At 74.3% G+C, this 16,948-nt stretch carries 16 protein-coding genes and 2 pseudogenes; 11 read left to right on the plus strand and 7 right to left on the minus strand.

What is annotated here, in order from left to right:
- Positions 1–54: 54 nt before the first annotated feature.
- Entirely contained in the window at positions 55–963 is a 909-nt protein-coding gene (locus tag LRS07_RS03715; protein ID WP_260500666.1) for a phosphoribosylaminoimidazolesuccinocarboxamide synthase, read from the plus strand.
- Between the two features lie 7 nt (positions 964–970).
- On the opposite strand, the gene LRS07_RS03720 is transcribed toward LRS07_RS03715, so the two are convergent.
- On the minus strand, positions 971–1,912 hold the full coding sequence (locus LRS07_RS03720) for a tetratricopeptide repeat protein (RefSeq protein WP_260500667.1): 942 nt from the start codon (positions 1,910–1,912) through the stop codon (positions 971–973).
- A 39-nt stretch (positions 1,913–1,951) separates the two neighbouring features.
- On the opposite strand from LRS07_RS03720, the gene purE reads away from it, so the two are divergent.
- The 4 genes and pseudogenes from purE to LRS07_RS03740 all read left to right on the plus strand — a co-directional run bounded on the left by purE (position 1,952) and on the right by LRS07_RS03740 (position 5,733).
- Entirely contained in the window at positions 1,952–2,473 is a 522-nt protein-coding gene (purE, locus tag LRS07_RS03725; protein WP_260500668.1) for a 5-(carboxyamino)imidazole ribonucleotide mutase, read from the plus strand.
- A complete protein-coding gene (locus tag LRS07_RS03730) occupies positions 2,470–3,657 on the plus strand; it encodes a 5-(carboxyamino)imidazole ribonucleotide synthase (RefSeq protein ID WP_260500669.1) in 1,188 nt (395 codons plus the stop codon). The genes purE and LRS07_RS03730 overlap by 4 nt, the downstream gene beginning before the upstream one ends.
- Before the next feature lie 10 nt (positions 3,658–3,667).
- A pseudogene (locus LRS07_RS03735) lies at positions 3,668–4,652 on the plus strand (L-threonylcarbamoyladenylate synthase).
- 34 nt (positions 4,653–4,686) lie between these two features.
- Positions 4,687–5,733 (plus strand): SGNH/GDSL hydrolase family protein, encoded by a 1,047-nt coding sequence (locus LRS07_RS03740; RefSeq protein ID WP_260500670.1) that lies wholly within the window; start codon positions 4,687–4,689, stop codon positions 5,731–5,733.
- Here the strand turns inward: LRS07_RS03740 and dacB are convergent.
- Positions 5,624–7,219 carry a D-alanyl-D-alanine carboxypeptidase/D-alanyl-D-alanine endopeptidase gene (gene dacB, locus LRS07_RS03745; protein WP_260500671.1) on the minus strand — a complete coding sequence of 532 codons (1,596 nt, stop codon included), beginning with the start codon at positions 7,217–7,219 and terminating at the stop codon, positions 5,624–5,626. The genes LRS07_RS03740 and dacB overlap by 110 nt on opposite strands.
- A 179-nt stretch (positions 7,220–7,398) precedes the next feature.
- On the opposite strand from dacB, the gene tsaB reads away from it, so the two are divergent.
- Genes tsaB through LRS07_RS03760 form a run of 3 tightly spaced genes read left to right on the plus strand, consistent with a single transcriptional unit; the run spans position 7,399 to position 9,564 of the window.
- Positions 7,399–8,154, plus strand: coding sequence for a tRNA (adenosine(37)-N6)-threonylcarbamoyltransferase complex dimerization subunit type 1 TsaB (gene tsaB / locus LRS07_RS03750; protein ID WP_260500672.1), 756 nt, complete (start codon positions 7,399–7,401; stop codon positions 8,152–8,154).
- Positions 8,151–8,708 carry a ribosomal protein S18-alanine N-acetyltransferase gene (rimI, locus tag LRS07_RS03755; protein WP_312028351.1) on the plus strand — a complete coding sequence of 186 codons (558 nt, stop codon included), beginning with the start codon at positions 8,151–8,153 and terminating at the stop codon, positions 8,706–8,708. Before tsaB ends, rimI begins: the two co-directional genes overlap by 4 nt.
- 22 nt (positions 8,709–8,730) lie before the next feature.
- The gene (locus LRS07_RS03760; RefSeq protein ID WP_260500673.1) at positions 8,731–9,564 is read left to right on the plus strand and encodes a uracil-DNA glycosylase; all 834 of its coding nucleotides are present in this window, start codon (positions 8,731–8,733) and stop codon (positions 9,562–9,564) included.
- Between the two features lie 83 nt (positions 9,565–9,647).
- Here the strand turns inward: LRS07_RS03760 and glmU are convergent, their stop codons facing one another.
- Positions 9,648–11,012, minus strand: coding sequence for a bifunctional UDP-N-acetylglucosamine diphosphorylase/glucosamine-1-phosphate N-acetyltransferase GlmU (glmU, locus tag LRS07_RS03765; protein ID WP_260500674.1), 1,365 nt, complete (start codon positions 11,010–11,012; stop codon positions 9,648–9,650).
- Positions 11,013–11,015: 3 nt separating this feature from the next.
- Between glmU and LRS07_RS03770 the strand changes: the two genes are divergently transcribed.
- Positions 11,016–11,960 (plus strand): DUF6279 family lipoprotein, encoded by a 945-nt coding sequence (locus LRS07_RS03770; RefSeq protein ID WP_260500675.1) that lies wholly within the window; start codon positions 11,016–11,018, stop codon positions 11,958–11,960.
- Positions 11,961–11,973: 13 nt separating this feature from the next.
- Here LRS07_RS03770 and LRS07_RS03775 read toward each other — a convergent pair whose 3' ends face one another.
- The 4 genes and pseudogenes from LRS07_RS03775 to LRS07_RS03790 all read right to left on the minus strand — a co-directional run bounded on the left by LRS07_RS03775 (position 11,974) and on the right by LRS07_RS03790 (position 14,907).
- On the minus strand, positions 11,974–12,645 hold the full coding sequence (locus LRS07_RS03775) for a DUF4136 domain-containing protein (RefSeq protein ID WP_260500676.1): 672 nt from the start codon (positions 12,643–12,645) through the stop codon (positions 11,974–11,976).
- 61 nt (positions 12,646–12,706) lie between these two features.
- On the minus strand, positions 12,707–13,714 hold the full coding sequence (gene ttcA, locus LRS07_RS03780; protein ID WP_260500677.1) for a tRNA 2-thiocytidine(32) synthetase TtcA: 1,008 nt from the start codon (positions 13,712–13,714) through the stop codon (positions 12,707–12,709).
- Complete coding sequence (locus tag LRS07_RS03785) at positions 13,711–14,109, minus strand: dihydroneopterin aldolase (protein ID WP_260500678.1); 399 nt, start codon at positions 14,107–14,109, stop codon at positions 13,711–13,713. Before LRS07_RS03785 ends, ttcA begins: the two co-directional genes overlap by 4 nt.
- 14 nt (positions 14,110–14,123) lie before the next feature.
- Positions 14,124–14,907: pseudogene (locus LRS07_RS03790) on the minus strand (SDR family oxidoreductase).
- A 43-nt stretch (positions 14,908–14,950) separates the two neighbouring features.
- On the opposite strand from LRS07_RS03790, the gene LRS07_RS03795 reads away from it, so the two are divergent.
- Positions 14,951–16,069 (plus strand): class I SAM-dependent methyltransferase, encoded by a 1,119-nt coding sequence (locus LRS07_RS03795; RefSeq protein WP_260500679.1) that lies wholly within the window; start codon positions 14,951–14,953, stop codon positions 16,067–16,069.
- A gap of 89 nt (positions 16,070–16,158) precedes the next feature.
- Positions 16,159–16,941 carry a GntR family transcriptional regulator gene (locus LRS07_RS03800; RefSeq protein WP_260500680.1) on the plus strand — a complete coding sequence of 261 codons (783 nt, stop codon included), beginning with the start codon at positions 16,159–16,161 and terminating at the stop codon, positions 16,939–16,941.
- Positions 16,942–16,948: the final 7 nt, after the last annotated feature.

Genomic DNA, 16,948 nt, shown 5'->3' on the forward strand with positions numbered 1-16,948 from the left:
CCATGACGGCCGGCTGCCATGCCGGCCGTTTTGTTTCCTGCGCCCCGATCGCCCATGACCTCGCCGCTGCTCACCTCGTCCCTCCACTCCCTGCCGCTGCTCGCCCGCGGCAAGGTGCGCGACAACTACGCGGTGGGCGACGACCGCATCCTGATGGTGGCCAGCGACCGGCTGTCGGCCTTCGACGTGGTCATGGGCGAGCCCATCCCCGGCAAGGGCGAGCTGCTGACGCGCATGGCGCTGTTCTGGTTCGACAAGCTGAAGGACGTGGTGCCCCACCACCTCACCGGCGAAGCGCCCGAGGGCGTGGTGGCGCCGGACGAGGTGGCCCAGGTGCGCGGCCGCTCGATGCTGGTCCGGCGGCTGACGCCGCTGCCGATCGAGGCGGTGGTGCGCGGCTACCTGGCCGGCTCCGGCTGGGCCGAGTACCAGCAGACCCGCTCGGTCTGCGGCGTGCCGTTGCCGGCCGGCCTGAGCAACGCGGCCAAGCTGCCCGAGCCCATCTTCACGCCGGCCACCAAGGCCGCGATGGGCGACCACGACGAGAACATCGACTTCGAGCGCGCCGCCTCGATCGTCGGCCGCGCGCGCGCCGAGGAAGTCAAGCGCGTCGCCATCGAGCTGTACCGCCGCGCCGCCGACTTCGCGCTGAGCAAGGGCATCCTGATCGCCGACACCAAGTTCGAGTTCGGCCTCGACGCACAGGACCGCCTGGTGCTGATGGACGAGGTGCTGACGCCGGACTCGTCGCGATTCTGGCCGGTGGAGGGCTACGAGGCCGCCCGCGCCCAGGGCGCCAACCCGCCCAGCTACGACAAGCAGTTCGTGCGCGACTGGCTGGAACAGGCCCGGGTCGACGGCCAGCCGTGGAACAAGAAGGCGCCGGCGCCCGCGCTGCCGGCCGAAGTGGTCGAGAAGACCGCGGCCAAGTACCGGGAGGCCTTCGACCGGTTGACCGGCTGAGGCGCCGTCAGAACAGCGCCATGCTGAGCTTGCGCCGGTACTGGTCCACCACCGGGTCGGCCGGCTGAACGGCCGCCTTGCCGGTGAGTTCGAGCGTGCCCTTGGCCTGCTCCGCCGCCGGCTTCGGCGCCGGCTTGGTCATCAGCTCCAGGATGGCGACGTAGGCCTTGCGGGCGAGCTGGTCGTTCCAGCCCTTGTCGCGCATGACGATCTCCAGCAGCTCGTCCATGGCCTCGGTGAAGCGGCCGGCGGCGAAGTGGGTCTGCGCCAGTTCGTAGCGGGCGTCGAAGTCGCGCCGGTTGGCGGCGATGGCCGCGGCCAGGGCGTCGGCGCTGCGGGCGGACGCGGCCTTCTCGCTGGCGTCCAGCCACAGGCCCAGGGCGCTGATGCGTGCGTCGGCCAGCGCCTTGCCAGCAATCGGTTCGTACGCCGCGCGGGCCGGGCCCACCGCGCCGGTCTCCAGCAGCAGCTTGACGTAGTCGCTGCGCAGCGCGTCGTTGCCCGGGTCCAGCGCCACCGCCTGCTGCAGCCGCTCGACGGCGCTTTGTGCATCGCCCTCGGCCGCCAGTTCGGCGGCTTCCTCCGCTTCGGCCTCGGCCTCCATCTCGTCGGCGGTCGGCACGTGCTTGTCGAGGAAGGCGCGGATCTGCGCCTCGGGCTGCGCGCCGACGAAACCGTCCACCGGCTGGCCGCGGTCGAACAGCACGCAGAAGGGGATGGAGCGCACGCCGAAGGCCTGGCTCAGCTGGCCGGCGATCTCCGGCTGCTCGTCGCTGTTCAGCTTGGCGAGCAGGAAGCGACCGGCATAGGCCACCTCCAGCTTTTCCAGCAGCGGCCCCAGCGCCTTGCACGGGCCGCACCATGGCGCCCAGATGTCCAGCAGCACCGGCTGGCGCATGGAGGCCTGGAGCAGCTCGCTCTCGAAGTTCTGCAGGGTGATGTCGATCATGCGAAGGGAGTGCGCCGCCTACAATTCAAGGTTTACTGCATGCCACCGGAGCCTCAGGACGTGACGCCCGAACAGCCCCCCGTGGTCGGCGTGGTGATGGGGTCGTCCAGCGACTGGGAGACCCTGCAGCACGCGACCCGGATTCTCGCCGAGTTCGGCATCCCGCACGAGGCACGGGTCGTGTCGGCGCACCGCATGCCGGACGAGATGTTCGCCTATGCCGAGGCGGCCGCCGGTCGGGGCCTCCAGGCCATCATCGCCGGGGCCGGCGGCGCGGCGCACCTGCCGGGCATGCTGGCCGCCAAGACCCCCGTGCCGGTGCTGGGCGTGCCGGTGGCCTCGCGCCACCTGCAGGGCGTGGACTCGCTGCACAGCATCGTGCAGATGCCCAAGGGCATCCCGGTGGCCACCTTCGCCATCGGCACGGCCGGCGCGGCCAACGCGGCGCTGTTCGCGGTGGCCATGCTGGCCAACCACGACGCCGCGCTGCGCGCCCAGCTCGACGCCTACCGCCAGCGGCAGACCGAGGCCGCCCGCGCGATGAGCGCGGACCTCACGTGAACGGGTCACCGCTGCTGCCGAACGGGTCGCCGCGCGCCGTGCTCGGCGTGCTGGGCGGCGGGCAGCTGGGCCGCATGTTCGTGCATGCCGCGCAGGCGATGGGCTACGCGGTGGCGGTGCTCGAACCCGACGCCGGCAGCCCCGCCGGCCAGGCCGCCGACCACCACCTTCGGGCCGCCTACGACGACCCCGCGGCGCTGGACCGGCTGGCGTCGATGTCCGCCGCCGTCACCACCGAGTTCGAGAACGTGCCCGCCGCGGCGCTGCAGCGCCTGGCACAGCGGCTGCCGGTGTCGCCCGCGGCCGAGGCGGTGGCGGTGTGCCAGGACCGCGCCGCCGAGAAGGCCCACTTCCAACGCTGCGGCGTGCCCTGCGCGCCGCATGCGGTGATCGAGCGCGAGGCCGACCTGGCCGCGGTGCCCGACGACCTGCTGCCGGGCATCCTGAAGACCACCCGCATGGGCTACGACGGCAAGGGCCAGGTGCGGGTGGCCGACCGCGCGGCGCTGGCCGCCGCCTGGGCGACGCTCGGCGGCGTGGCCTGCGTGCTGGAGCAGCGCCTGCCGCTGCTGCTGGAGCTGAGCGTGGTCGTCGCCCGCGGCCGCGACGGCGACATGGTGTCGCTGCCGGTGCAGCAGAACCTGCACCGTGACGGCATCCTCGCCGTCACCGAGGTGCCGGCGCCCGATGCCTCGCCCGACTTGCAGCGCCAGGCCCGCGAGGGTGCGCTGCGGCTGGCCGACGGCTTCGGCTACGTCGGCGTGCTGTGCGTCGAGTTCTTCGTCGTCGCCGACGGCCAGGGCGGACAGCGCCTGGTCGCCAACGAGATGGCGCCGCGGCCGCACAACTCCGGCCACCACAGCCTCGACGCCTGCGACGTCTCGCAGTTCGAGTTGCAGGTGCGGGCGATGGCCGGGCTGCCGCTGACGGCGCCGCGGCTGCATTCCCCGGCCCTGATGCTGAACCTGCTCGGCGACCTCTGGTTCGGCGCCGACGGCGCGCCGCGCACGCCGCCGTGGGACGCGGTGCTGGCGCTGCCCGGCGTGCACCTGCACCTGTACGGCAAGGCCGAGGCGCGGCGTGGCCGAAAGATGGGCCACCTGACCGTCACCGCCGCCGACGCGGCCGCCGCCCGTGCGGTGGCGGCCCGGGCGGCGGTCGCGCTCGGCCTGCCGCCGCCGTAGGGCCAGCGCCATGCCGGTGTGGTCGGGCGACGAGGGGCGGTCGGTGCAGCAGGCCGCCGAGCGGTTGGCCGCCGGTGAACTGGTGGCCTTTCCCACCGAGACGGTCTACGGCCTGGGCGCCCGGGCCGACGACGACGCGGCGGTGGCCGCCGTCTTCGCCGCCAAGGGCCGGCCGGCCGACCACCCGCTGATCGTGCACGTCACCGGCGCCGCCGCGGCCGCTGCCTTCACCACCGCCCTGCCGGCCGCCGCCGAGCGGCTGATGGCCACCTTCTGGCCCGGCCCGCTGACGCTGATCCTGCCGCGGCGCGACGGCGTGGCGGTGGCGCGCCGGCGGCCAGTCCAGCGTGGGCCTGCGCTGCCCGGCGCACCCGGTGGCGCACGCCCTGCTGATCGCCGCGCAGCGGCTCGGCGTGACCGGTGTCGCGGCGCCCAGCGCCAACCGTTTCGGCCGCCTCAGCCCGACCCGGGCGTCCCACGTGGTCGACGAGTTCGGCCCGGCGCTCGCCGTGCTCGACGGCGGCGCCTGCGCGGTGGGCATCGAATCGAGCATCGTCGACCTGTCGCGCGGCCGCGCCGTGCTGCTGCGACCGGGCGGGCTGGGGCGCGACGCCATCGAGGCGGTGCTCGGCGCACCGCTGCTGGCGCCGGATGCCGGGGCGCCGCGCGCGTCCGGCACGCTGGCCTCGCACTACGCGCCGCGCGCCCGGTTGCGGCTGTTCGCCGACGGGCCGGCCCTCGCCGAGGCGCTGCAGAACCTGCCGGCCGCGGCGCGGCGGACCGTGGCGGTATATTCCCGCGCCCCGCAGACCCTGCCGGCGGCGCCGGGTTGGGCGCGGCAGATGCCCACCGACGCCGCGGCGGCGGCGCATCAGCTGTTCGACACCCTGCGCGCGCTCGACGCCGACGGGGCCACCGAGATCTGGGTCCAGGCCCCGCCGGCCGACGCCGACTGGGACGGGGTGCGCGACCGCCTGCAGCGCGCGGCCGCCTGACGGGCCACCAAGGCAAACGAAGATGGAGAAGCAAGTGAACGTGAATCCGAACCGGGCACCCGCGGCCGCCATCGCCATCGCCCGCGGCTGGCGCGCCGCCCTGGCGGCCGGCGCGCTGGCCCTGCTGGCCAGCTGCGGCGGCGGCAGCCTGGAGCAGGCCTTCGTGCCCGCCGGTTTCGTCGTCTTCGGCGACGAACAGAGTCTCGTGCTGGGGACCACCGACCCGGCCACCGGGGCGACGTACCCCACGGGACGCAAGTACGGCTACAACGTGGGTGACAACTGCAGCGCCAGCGAGCTGTGGACGCAGTACCTCCTGCGGGTGCGCGGCTACTCGTTCGCCGAATGCGCGCCGGCCAACACCGCGGTCACCGCCGGCGGCATGAAGGCCCGGCCTCGGGCCCGGTTGGCGGACGTCGCCGCCCAGGTCGACGCCTACCTGGCGACCGGTCCCACCGACCGCATGCTCGCCACGGTCATGGCAGGCACCTGGGACCTGATCGACCTTTACGTCGAAGTGCGCGACGGCCGGTTGTCGCTGGCGCAGGCCAACGAGCAGGCCAAGGTGCGGGGCCAGCAACTCGGGCAGCAGATCGTCAGGCTCTCCAACGCCGGTGTCCGGGTGTTGGTCGTGACCACGTTCAACCCGGTGTACAGCCCGTGGGGTCAGGCGCAGCGCAACGCCAATCCCGGCGTCGACGTCGCGGGGGTGCTGCGGGCCCTGACCGAGTCGTTCAACATCCAGGCGGCCATCACCTTCCAGGGCGCGGGCCTGGACGGTCGGAAGGTCGGTTGGTACGACGCCGCCAGCGAGGTGCAACAGGTGGTCGAGAACGGCACGGCGCGCGCCAACGTGGGCATCGGCGACTGGACGACGCCGCTGTGTGCCAATTCCACGGCCACGCTCAACCCGGCGAACCCGGACCCCACCGACCCCGACCTGCCCGCCTGCGTGACACCGCGTGCCGGCATCACCAACGTGAACCTCTACCTGTGGTCGGGCGCGGTGACGCTGGGGCCGCAGATGCACGCGCGCATCGGGCTGCGCGTCCAGAACCTGCTGGCCGTCCTGCCCCTCTGATCAACGCGCCAGGCGCGCGTCGTCCAGCGTCCACTGCAGCAGCGCCTCCAGCGCCGGCCGTGCCGCGTTGGCGTTCGGGTGCTGGATGATCGCCACCAGCACCTGGCGCTGGCCGCCGCGGGTGAGCACGTAGCCGGCCACCGCGGCCAACGTCGCGCAGCGACCCGGTCTTCAGGTGCGCCCGGCCGACCGCGCCGCGGCTGCGGCGGGCGGTGCCGTCCAGCCCGGCCACCGGCAGCGAGGCCATCAGCTCCGGCATCACCGGCGACGCCCACGCCCATTGCAGCAGCCGACCGAGCAGCGCCGCGCTGACCCGCTGGTCGCGCGACAGCCCCGAGCCGTTGTCGACCACCACCTCCTGCGCCAGCTCGGCGCCCAGCCGCAGGGCCAGCCACTGGCGCAGCCGCTCGCGGGCGGCCGTGCTCGTCGCCGGGGCGCCGGCCACGACGCCGGCGGCGTCGGCGGGTGGCAGCGCCAGGCTGAGGAACAGCTGCTGCGCCATCGGGTTGTTGCTGAACTTGTTGACGTCGCGCACCACCTCCGCGAGTGACGGCGAACTGACCACGAAGCTCGGCGTCGTCGTCGGCGCGGCACCGTCGCGCACCGCGCCGCTCAGGCTGCCGCCGAGCTCGCGCCACAGCGCGCGCAGCAGCCGGCCGTCGTAGGCCGCGGGGTCGGGCGGTGCCAGCGGCCACTGCCGCTCCCCGCAGGCCACCGGGTAGCGGCCGGCCAGGCGCAGCCGGTTGGGGTCGGCCCATTGCAGCTGCAGCGCACCGCGCCAGTCGTCGCAGGGGCCGCTGGCCAGCGGCACGCTGGCGTCCACCTGCACGTCGGCCAGCGGCGGCTCGGCCTGCAACAGCGCCACGCCGGCACCGGGCTGCGGGATCAGCCCCAGCAGCACCGACCGCTGGTTGAGCAGCAGCGCGTTGGCCCGCACGTTGTAGGGCCTCAGGCCCTCGCCGTCGAAGTCGGCCGGCGAGCCGTCCTCGGCGGCGAAGGCGCTGCGGTCGAGCACGATGTCGCCGCGGATCTCCTGCACGCCCTGCGCCCGCACCCGGCGCAGCAGCGCCCACACGCGTTCCAGCACCAGCTTGGGATCGCCCTGGCCCTTGATCACCAGGTCGCCGCGCAGCACGCCGCCCTCGACCGGTCCCTGGACCCACACCGGCGTGGTCCACGCATGCGCCGGGCCGAGCAGGTCGAGCGCCGCCGCCGTCGTCACCAGCTTGAACAGCGAGGCCGGGTTGACCGGCTGCCGCGTGCGCCAGGCCAGCCGCGGCGGCGCGCTGCCCGCGGCGTCCTGCACCAGCACCGACAGCGCCTCCGGCGGGACCTTGGCGTCGCGCAGGGCGGTCAGTACCTCGGGGGGCAGCGCGGCGGGCGCCTGGGCGCGCGCTGTCGTGGCCGGCAGGGCCTGGGCGACGAGCAGCAGCAGGACGGCGGCAGGGCCGGCCCACCACCGGCTTGGCGGGTGGGGGCGTCGCATCGGGTGTCGGGCGTGCACGGAAGCGGAACGGGAACGGGAACGGGCCAACGGGGGCGCCGGGCCCGCGGCATGATGGCACGGCTACACTGCCGCCCCCCGGCGGTCGTCCGCGGCGCCTTCGCCGCCCCTGCCCCGCCGTCTGCCCGCCCGTGCCGCCCGCCCCTGCGCCCTGCCTCCTCGTGCTCGACACCGCCGGCGAGCGCCTGTGCGTGGCGCTGTGCGAGCCGTCCGGCGCCCGGCGCTGGCATGACGAGGCCGGCGGCCCCCGCGCCTCCGCCCGCCTGCTGCCCGTTGCGCGCGGCCTGCTCGACGCCGCCGGCCTGACCTGGGCCCGGCTCGACGGCATCGCCTTCGGCCGCGGGCCCGGCGCCTTCACCGGCCTGCGCACCGCCTGCTCGGTGGCGCAGGGCCTGGGCTTCGGGCTCGACCGCCCCCTGCTGCCGCTGGACTGCCTGATGCTGGTCGCCGAGGCCGCGCGGCTGGAGGCCGCGGCGGGCGACCCCGCCCGCCTTGCGGCTCCACCGGGCGAGGACTTTGCCTGCTGGGCCGCGGTGGACGCCCGCATGGACGAGATCTACGCCGCTGCGTATGGCCGCCGGGCCGGTGCCTGGCAGGTGATCGCCGCGCCGGCGCTGTACGCCGCCGACGCCCTGGCCGCGCGCTGGCGGGCCGATGCGCCCGCCGTCGCCGCCGGCAACGCGCTGTCGCGCTTCGCCGGCCGGCTGCCGTCGCCCGCGCGCGCCGTCGACGGCGACGCCCGCCGTGCCGAGGCGCTGGCCACGCTGGCCCTCGAGCGCTGGGCCCTCGGCGAGGCCGTGCCCGCCGAACAGGCCCTGCCGCTGTACCTGCGCGACAAGGTGGCGCTGACCACCGCGGAGCGGGCGCAGCGCCCCGCCCCGGCCACCGCGGGCGCCGCGGCGCCGACCGCGTCATGAGCAGCCGCCTGTGGTCCCGCCCCCCGGCGCCGCTGCGCGCCATGCCGGCCACCGGCCTCACGCTGCGGCCGATGACCGTGGCCCTGCTCGACGGCGTGGCGACGGTGGAGCAGGCGGCCTATGCCTTTCCCTGGAGCCGCGGCAACTTCGTCGACAGCCTGGCCGCCGGGTACCTCGGCGAGGTGCTGCTCGGCGACTCGTTGGCGCTGCCGGTGGGCTACTACGTCGCCATGCCGGGGGTGGAGGAGCTGCACCTGCTGAACATCACCGTCGCGCCGGCCCACCAGCGCCAGGGCCACGGCCGGGCGCTGCTGGAACGCATCATCGGCCGCGGCCGGCAGCTCAACGCGCGCACGCTGTGGCTGGAGGTGCGCGGCAGCAACGAGCCGGCGCGCCGGCTGTACGAGCAGCGCGGCTTCCGCGCCATCGGCGTGCGCCGCGGCTACTACCCGGCACCGCTGGGCGAACGCGAGGACGCGATGGTGATGAGCCTCGACCTGGGGCGCGGCGCAAGCGGACCTGCGGCCGCGGTCGACGAGCAGGGCGGGACATGACGCACCCGAGCCAGGGGGCGACATGACCCGCTGGGACCCGCGCCAGCAGGCGATGCTGGCCGAGATGGGACTGCGGCTGTGGGCCCCCGACGCCGCCGCGGTGCCGACGGTGCCGACGGTGGAGGTGCCGCCCGCGGCCGCGGACCGGCCCGCGGCCAAGGCCCCGACGCGGCCCACGCCGCCACCGGCGACCGTCAGGCCGTCGGCCCCCGTCACGACGCCGGCGGTGGCCGAGGCGCCGGTGGCAGTGCCGGCCGGCGCCGCCGCCTCGCTCGACTGGCCCGAACTCGAAGCCGCCGTCGCCGGCTGCCGCGCCTGCGCGCTGTGTGAGAGCCGCACCCAGCCGGTGTTCGGCGTCGGCCCGCGCCAGGCCGACTGGCTGGTCGTCGGCGAAGCGCCCGGCGAGCAGGAGGACCTGCAGGGCGAGCCGTTCGTCGGACCGTCGGGCCAGCTGCTCGACCGCATGCTGGCCGCGCTGGGCCGCAGCCGCGCCGCCGACGCGCCGGCCGGCCGTGGCGTCTACATCGCCAACACGCTGAAGTGCCGGCCGCCGCGCAACCGCAACCCGTCGCCGGAGGAACTGCTGCGCTGCGAGCCCTACCTGCAGCGCCAGATCGCGCTGCTGAGGCCGAAGCTCATCCTCGCCATGGGCCGCTTCGCCCTGCAGACGCTGCTCAAGACCGACGAGCCGGTGGGCCGCCTGCGCGGCCGGGTGCACCACTACCAGGGCGTGCCGCTGATCGTCACCTACCACCCGGCCTACCTGCTGCGCTCGCCGCTGGAGAAAGCGAAGGCCTGGGACGACCTGTGCCTGGCGGCGGCGGTCGCCGAACAGCAGGGCGCCTCAGCCCCTTAGCGTGTCTCGGCCGGCGCCGGGCCGCCCCAAGCCGGCCGAGCGCCCCCGCGGGGGGCGGTCCCGGTACTCCGGGGCCGGGGGCCTCATTTCTTCGGCCGCTTCCAGCCCTTGAGCGACACCTGCCGCGCCCGCGCCACCGTCAGCTCGCCGGCCGGCGCGTCCTTGGCGATCGTGGAGCCGCCGCCGATGGTGGCGCCGTCGCCCAGCGTCACCGGCGCGATCAGGACGCAGTTGGAACCGACGTGCACGTCGGCGCCGATCACCGTGCGGTGCTTGTTGGCGCCGTCGTAGTTGGCGGTGATCGAGCCGGCGCCGAAGTTGACCCGCTCGCCCACCGTGGCGTCGCCCAGGTAGGCCAGGTGGTTGGCCTTGGCGCCGGCAGCCAGGGTGGCGTTCTTCACCTCGACGAAGTTGCCGATGTGCACCTCGGCGCCGAGGTCGGCGCCGGGCCGCAGCCGGGCGTAGGGGCCGAGGCGCGCCCCGTCGCCGACGGTGGCGCCGTCGAGGTGGCAGAACGGCTGCACCTCGGTGCCGGCGCCGAGCTCGCAGTCGCGCAGCACGCAGTGCGCGCCGATGGTCACGCCCTCGCCCAGCACCACCCGGCCTTCGAAGACGCAGCCGACGTCGATCTCCACATCGGCGGCGCAGACCAGCTCGCCGCGGATGTCCAGCCGCGCCGGGTCGGCCAGCCGCACGCCGGCGTCCATCAGCGCCTCGGCCTGCCGTCGCTGCAGCCGGCGTTCGAGGTCGGCCAGTTGCGCCGGGCTGTTCACGCCCAGCACCTCGACCACGTCGGCGGGCTGGGCCGACACCACCTCGAGGCCGTCGCGCACCGCCGCGGCGACCAGGTCGGTCAGGTAGTACTCGCGCTGGGCGTTGTGATCGGTCAGCGCCATCACCGCCCGCTTCAGCCAGGCGGCCGGCGCGGCCATGACGCCGGTGTAGACCTCGCGGATGGCGCGCTGCTCGGGCGTCGCGTCCTTCTGCTCGACGATGCCCTGGATGCGGCCCTGCCCGTCGCGCAGGATGCGGCCGTAGCCGGTGGGGTCGTCCAGCGTGGCGGTGAGCAGTGCCAGCCGCGTGCCGGCGCCCGCTTCGGCCAGCGCCCGCGCGGTGGCGGTGGCGATCAGCGGCGTGTCGCCGTTGAGGATCAGCACCGTGCCGTCGTCGCCCAGCTGCGGCACCGCCTGCTGCACCGCGTGGCCGGTGCCGCGTTGCGGTTCCTGGCGCGCGAAGGCCGGACCCGGGTTGGGCCCGGCGATTGCCCGTTCCACCGCGTCGGCGCCGTGACCGGTGATGACGACGGTGCGCGCCGCCTCCAGCGGCGCCACGGCGGCGAGCACGTGGTCCAGCAGCGCGCGGCCGGCCAGCCGGTGCAGCACCTTGGGCCGTGCGGACTTCATGCGCGTGCCCTTGCCGGCGGCCATGATGACGATCTGGAGGACCATGTGATGGAGCAGCCTTCTTCGCAAACGACTGGACGGTCGACCGGGCGGTCGGCGGGGGGACGGTCGCGGATTATCGGCGGCGTCTTCATCGCGCTGTCGCTGCTGCTGGCCGGCTGCGGCATGGCGCTCAAGCTGGGCTACAACCAGGGCCCGACGCTGGCCTACTGGTGGCTGAACGGGTACGTCGACTTCGACGATGCGCAGAGCCGGCAGGCCAAGCGCGCCATCGACCAGTGGTTCCGCTGGCACCGCGCCGAGCAGCTGCCCGAGATCGCCCGGAGCGTCGAGCGGCTGCGGGTCGAGGCCCAGCAGCCCACCATCACCCCGCAGGCGGTGTGCCGGTGGCAGGCCGAGGGCCGGCGGCTGACCCAGGTGGCCTGGCAGCAGGCCATCCCGCCGCTGGCCGACCTGGCGCTGACGCTGGAGCCGGAGCAGCTCAACCGCATGGAAAAGCGCTTCGCCAAGAACGACGACAAGTACCGCGACAAGTTCCTGCCGCCCAAGCCGCAGGACCGTGTGAAGGCCCGCGCCAAGCAGTGGGAGGAGCGGCTGGAGATGGTCTACGGTTCCCTCGACGGCGCGCAGCAGGAGCGGCTGCGGCAGGCGCTGGCCGCCAGCCCGCACGACGGCGAGGCCTGGCTGGCCGAGCGCCGCGCGGCCCAGGCCGAGGTGCTGCGCAGCCTGCGCAGCCTGCAGGCGCAGCGCGCCGGCGTGGCCAACGTCGCCGCGCTGAAGCCGCAGGCCGAGGCCCTGCTGCGGCGGCTGGGCGAACAGGCGCTGCACTCGCCGCGGGAGGCCTGGCGTGCGCAGCAGGACAGCGCCCGCGAACACGACTGCGCGCTCATCGCGCAGATGCACAACACGATGAGCCCGGCGCAGCGCGAGCATGCGCAGCGCAAGCTGCGCGACTGGGAAGGCGACCTGCTGCTGCTGGTCAGCGGCGCCTGATCGCGGCGGCGCCTCAGCGCGGCGCCGAGGCGGCCGGCGCCGGCGACACCACGCGGCTGCTGCCGATGACGTTGCCGCCGCCCAGTTCGACGGCCACCCGGCGGGGGCCGGGCTGCGCCTGCGGGAAGCCTTCCAGCGCGGCGTCGAACATCGCGCCGAGCACCGCCTCGTCGCCCGGCGTGGCGCCGTAGCTGCTGGCCTTCGTCTCGTACAGCACCCGGCCGCTGGCCCGGTCGCGCAGCAGCAGGCTGACCTCGCGGTCGTAGGTCGGGCTGCTGTAGAACGGCGCGCCGAAGCCCATGCCCACGCCCACGCCACGGCCGTAGAAGCCGCCGAAACCGAAGCGCCCACCCCAGAACGGATCGCCGTGGTAGGGCCGCAGCACCTCGGTGATGCGGCCACCCACCTGCACCACCACCTGCGCCTGCGCCGGGTCGGCCACCGGCTGGAAGCCCGCGCGTTCCAGCGACGCGCGGGCGGCGGCCTCCAGCACGGGGGTCTCGCGCGCGGTCTGCTGCGAGGGCAGCCGCTCGATGACGTAGCGTCCCGGCGCGCGCCCGGCCGGCCAGTCGCCGAAGGCGCTGACGTCGCTGCGCACGGCGTTGAGGGTGGAGCAGCCGGCGAGGCCCATCGCGGCCAGGGGGACGGCGGCGGCCAGCACGGCGGTGCGCATCAGGCGGGACATGGTGCTCTCCAGGACAGTGGGGCGGTCTGCGGGCCGACAGCGGCGACTGTCATGCCCGGCGCTATGCCGGTTCGATGTCGTCGCCGTCCGCCGGGTTCCGCGGATGGAACCGCACCACGTCGCCCGACGCCGACGCCCCCTGCGCCGCGGCCGGGGCGGACGGCCCGCAGGCCGCCTCGTCCTCGTCGAAGGCGATGTCGCCCTCGGGGTCGGCCACGCCGGTGGCCTTCAGCGTCTCGAAGGGGTAGTGCCGCCGGTCCATCAGGTGCGACAGCGAGAGGTTGCCCATGGCGCTGAACATGTTGTCGATGCGCCCCGGGTACTGCCGCTCCCACTCGCGGATCATCTTCTTCACCTGCACCCGCTGCAGGTTGTCCTGGCTGCCGCACAGGGTGCAGGGGATGATGGGGAACTGGCGGTGCGCGGCCCAGCGTTCGAGGTCGGTCTCGGCCACGTAGGCCAGCGGCCGGATGACCACGTTCTTGCCGTCGTCGCTCACCAGCTTGGGCGGCATGCCCTTGAGCCGGCTGCCGAAGAACATGTTCATCAGCAGCGTGACCACCATGTCGTCGCGGTGGTGGCCGAGCGCGATCTTGGTCGCGCCCAGTTCGCCGGCCACGCGGTAGAGGATGCCGCGCCGCAGCCGCGAGCACAGGCTGCACATCGTCTTGCCCTCGGGCACCAGCTTCTTGACGATGCTGTAGGTGTCCTGGTTCTCGATGTGGAAGGGCACGCCGCGCTCGGCCAGGTAGCGCGGCAGCACGTCGGCCGGGAAGCCCGGCTGCTTCTGGTCGAGGTTGACGGCGACGAGCTCGAAGCGCACCGGCGCGCGCTGCTGCAGGTTCAGCAGGATGTCGAGCATCGAGTAGCTGTCCTTGCCGCCGGACAGGCAGACCATGACCTTGTCGCCGGCCTCGATCATGTTGAAGTCGGCGATGGCCTGGCCGACCTGCCGGTGCAGCCGCTTGGACAGCTTGTTGAGCTCGTGCTCTTCCTTCAGCGGCTTGCTGCGGCGGATGACGGCCGCGTCGTGGGAGCCGCGCGGGGGTTGGAGCTGGGTCGCCTTCATGCGGCCTCCTTGACGGCGAAGACCTCGCAGCCCACCGCGTCGCAGTCGGGGTAGACGTCGGGCTTCTCGGTGGACACGCGCGCCGCGCGCACCTTCGGGTGGGCCAGCATCAGGCCCAGCACGTCGTCGCACAGCGTTTCCTGCAGGTGGATGTGGCCGCGGGACACCCGCTCGGCGATGGTGCGGCGGATGAAGTCGTAGTCCAGCACCTCGTCCAGCTCGTCCTCCTTCGGCGTCGACTCGGCCAGCGGCACGTAGAGGTCGACGTTGATCAGCACCCGCTGCTCGCCGGTCTTCTCGAAGGCATGCACGCCGATGTTGATCCACACCTCGTAGTCGCGCAGGAAGAGGCGCCGGCAGTCCATCAGGCTGGGGTGGCTGAGCAGGCTGTGCATGGCGGGTGGGGGGTTCAGGTCGGGTCGGCGACCAGGTAGTAGACGTCGCGCGGCTGCGGCGACAGGTGCTGGCCGCCGTCGACCAGCAGCGTGGTGCCGGTGACGGCCGGGGACTCGAGCAGGAAGCGCACGGCGCGGGCGACGTCCTCGGGCGTGGACGAGCGCTGCAGCGGCGTCATCGCGTGTGCGCGGTTGAACTCGGCCTCGGTCATCGGGCCGGAAGGCAGGGTCACCCCCCGGCGCCACGCCGCACACCCTCAGCCGCGGCGCCATCGCCTGGGCCAGCATCACCGTGGCCTCGCGCAGCGCCGCCTTCGACAGGGTGTAGGCGAAGTGGTCGGGGTTGGGGTTCCACAGCTTCTGGTCGAGCAGGTTGACCACGCAGCCCTGGCCGCCCGCTGGCGCGGACAGGTGCGCATGCAGCGCCTGCGCCAGCAGCACCGGCGCGGCGGTGTTGGCCTGCCAGTGGCGGGCCATCGACGCGGGGCCGGTGGAGAAGGCGTCGTCGTGCTCGAAGGTGGAGGCGTTGTTGACCAGCGCCTGCAGCCGCGGGAAGCGGGCCGCCGCGGCCGGCAGCAGCGCACGGCAGGCCGCCTCGTCCGACAGGTCGGCGGCGAAGACGTCGGCGTCGACGCCCAGCGCGCGCAGGTCGGCCGCCAACGCCTGGGCTTCGTCCACCGAGCGGTGGCAGTGCAGGGCGACGTCCCAGCCGGCCGCGGCCAGCGTGCGCGCGATCTCGCGGCCAAGGCGGCGGGCGCCTCCGGTGACGAGGACGGCGGGACGGTCGGTGCGGGTCATGGGGGCGGGCGGCGCGTGCGGCACGCTGCGGTCTAATGCGGCCATGGGCAGTGACAGCGTGCGGCCGCAGGACGAATCCGCCAGTGTAGTGGCCGCCCTCGGCGACCGGGTCCGCGAGGCCATCGACGACGGCGGCGGCTGGCTGTCCTTCGAGCGGCTGATGGCGATGGCGCTGTACGAGCCGGGCCTGGGCTACTACGCCGCCGGCCGCCAGGTCTTCGGCGCCATGCCGCAGTCGGGCAGCGACTTCGTCACCGCGCCCGAGCTGACGCCGCTGTTCGGCCGCGCCCTGGCCGCGCCGCTCGCGCAGGCGCTGCGCGAGACCGGCTGCGACACGGTGGTCGAGTTCGGCGCCGGCGCCGGCGCGCTGGCCGAACAGCTGCTGGACGCGCTCGGTCCGGCGGTGCGCCGCTACGCCATCGTCGACCTGTCGGGCGCGCTGCGCGCGCGGCAGCAGGAACGGCTGCAGCGGTTCGGCGCACGCGTCGAGTGGTGGGACGCGCTGCCCGACCGGCTGGTCGCGGTGGTGGTCGGCAACGAGGTGCTGGACGCCATGCCGGTGCAGCTGCTGCACTTCGACGGCGCCCGCTGGTACGAGCGCGGCGTGACCTGGGTACAGGGTCGCCTGCACTGGGCCGACCGCCCCACCGACGCCCGGCCGCCGGTGGACGGGCCCTTCCTGCCCGGCACGGTGACCGAGGTGCACCGCCAGGCCGAGGCCTTCGTCGCCACCCTCGGCCGCACGCTGGAGCGCGGCGCCGCCTTCTTCCTCGACTACGGCTTCCCCGAGGCCGAGTACTACCACCCGCAGCGCCACGGCGGCACGCTGATGTGCCACCGAGGGCACATCGCCGACACCGACCCGCTGGCCGACCTGGGCGCCAAGGACATCACCGCCCACGTCAACTTCACCGGCATCGCCGTCGCCGCGCAGCAGGCCGGCCTCGCCGTGCTGGGCTACACCTCGCAGGGCCGCTTCCTCATCAACAGCGGCCTGGTCGAACTGATGGCCGACGCCGACCTGAAGGACCGCGTCGCCGCCCAGCGCCTGCTGCACGAGCACGAGATGGGCGAGCTGTTCAAGGTCATCGGCCTCGGCGCCGGGGGCCGCTTCTTCGACGCCCTCGGGTTCGCCGAGGGCGATCGCACCCACCGCCTTTGAGTCGTTCCCGCGTGCCGCATGGCACGGATGGTGCGTAAGTCCTGGCGCCCGGTCGGTTTTCAGATCGGGATCCAGAACGACGTACCAAGATGGGTCAACGAACCGCACGAAAGCCGGGACAGGCGCTTGAACTGGTGCACGAGGCGCCGCCGGCCGCTCGGGGTGCCGGCACCGAGGAGGCCGCCGCCGAGAAGTCCACGCTGGCGCAGCATGCCTACGCCCGCATCAAGGACGAGATCTTCGAGTTCCGCATGGCCCCCGGCCAGCGGTACGCCGAGCAGGAGCTGGCCAACCGGCTGGGCGTGTCGCGCACGCCGCTGCGCTTCGCGCTGCACGTGCTGGCGCGAGAGGGCTACCTGGTGCGGCTGGAGGGACATGCCTCCTGGCAGGTCAAGCCCTTCGAGCTGGGCTACTACGAGGACCTCTACGACTTCCGCACGCAGATCGAGCTGATCGCGGTGCGCCGGCTGTGCGCCCTCGATCCGGCGCCCGACCTGCGAGAGCTGTGCGCCTTCTGGCTGGTGCCCAAGCGCCAGCGCGTGCTCGACGGCCACGTGGTCGCGCGCGAGGACGAGCGGCTGCACGGCACCCTGGTCGCGCTGGCCGGCAACGTGGAGATGCACCGCACGCACGCCGACCTGACCGAGCGCATTCGCATCATCCGCCGGCTCGACTTCATCGCGCCGGAGCGCATCGTCTCCGCCTACGAGGAGCACGCCAAGCTGCTGCGCGCGCTCATCGCCCGGCGCAGCGGCGACGCCGAGCTGCTGATCCGCGCCCACATCGACGCCTCGCGCGCCGAGATCCGCCACATCACCCTGCACCGGCTGTCGCAGGCGGCCGCGCGCCGGCAGGACCCGACCCCCGCGTGACCCCCGG

Source organism: Aquabacterium sp. J223, from assembly GCF_024666615.1.
Lineage (GTDB): Bacteria > Pseudomonadota > Gammaproteobacteria > Burkholderiales > Burkholderiaceae_C > J223.

Coding starts and splice junctions, on each gene's coding strand:
- LRS07_RS03715 (WP_260500666.1), top strand. CDS start 55: ATGACCTCGCCGCTGCTCACCTCGTCCCTCCACTCCCTGCCGCTGCTC.
- LRS07_RS03720 (WP_260500667.1), bottom strand. CDS start 1,912: ATGATCGACATCACCCTGCAGAACTTCGAGAGCGAGCTGCTCCAGGCC.
- purE (WP_260500668.1), top strand. CDS start 1,952: ATGCCACCGGAGCCTCAGGACGTGACGCCCGAACAGCCCCCCGTGGTC.
- dacB (WP_260500671.1), bottom strand. CDS start 7,219: ATGCGACGCCCCCACCCGCCAAGCCGGTGGTGGGCCGGCCCTGCCGCC.
- rimI (WP_312028351.1), top strand. CDS start 8,151: ATGAGCAGCCGCCTGTGGTCCCGCCCCCCGGCGCCGCTGCGCGCCATG.
- LRS07_RS03760 (WP_260500673.1), top strand. CDS start 8,731: ATGACCCGCTGGGACCCGCGCCAGCAGGCGATGCTGGCCGAGATGGGA.
- glmU (WP_260500674.1), bottom strand. CDS start 11,012: ATGGTCCTCCAGATCGTCATCATGGCCGCCGGCAAGGGCACGCGCATG.
- LRS07_RS03770 (WP_260500675.1), top strand. CDS start 11,016: ATGGAGCAGCCTTCTTCGCAAACGACTGGACGGTCGACCGGGCGGTCG.
- LRS07_RS03775 (WP_260500676.1), bottom strand. CDS start 12,645: ATGTCCCGCCTGATGCGCACCGCCGTGCTGGCCGCCGCCGTCCCCCTG.
- ttcA (WP_260500677.1), bottom strand. CDS start 13,714: ATGAAGGCGACCCAGCTCCAACCCCCGCGCGGCTCCCACGACGCGGCC.
- LRS07_RS03785 (WP_260500678.1), bottom strand. CDS start 14,109: ATGCACAGCCTGCTCAGCCACCCCAGCCTGATGGACTGCCGGCGCCTC.
- LRS07_RS03795 (WP_260500679.1), top strand. CDS start 14,951: ATGGGCAGTGACAGCGTGCGGCCGCAGGACGAATCCGCCAGTGTAGTG.
- LRS07_RS03800 (WP_260500680.1), top strand. CDS start 16,159: ATGGGTCAACGAACCGCACGAAAGCCGGGACAGGCGCTTGAACTGGTG.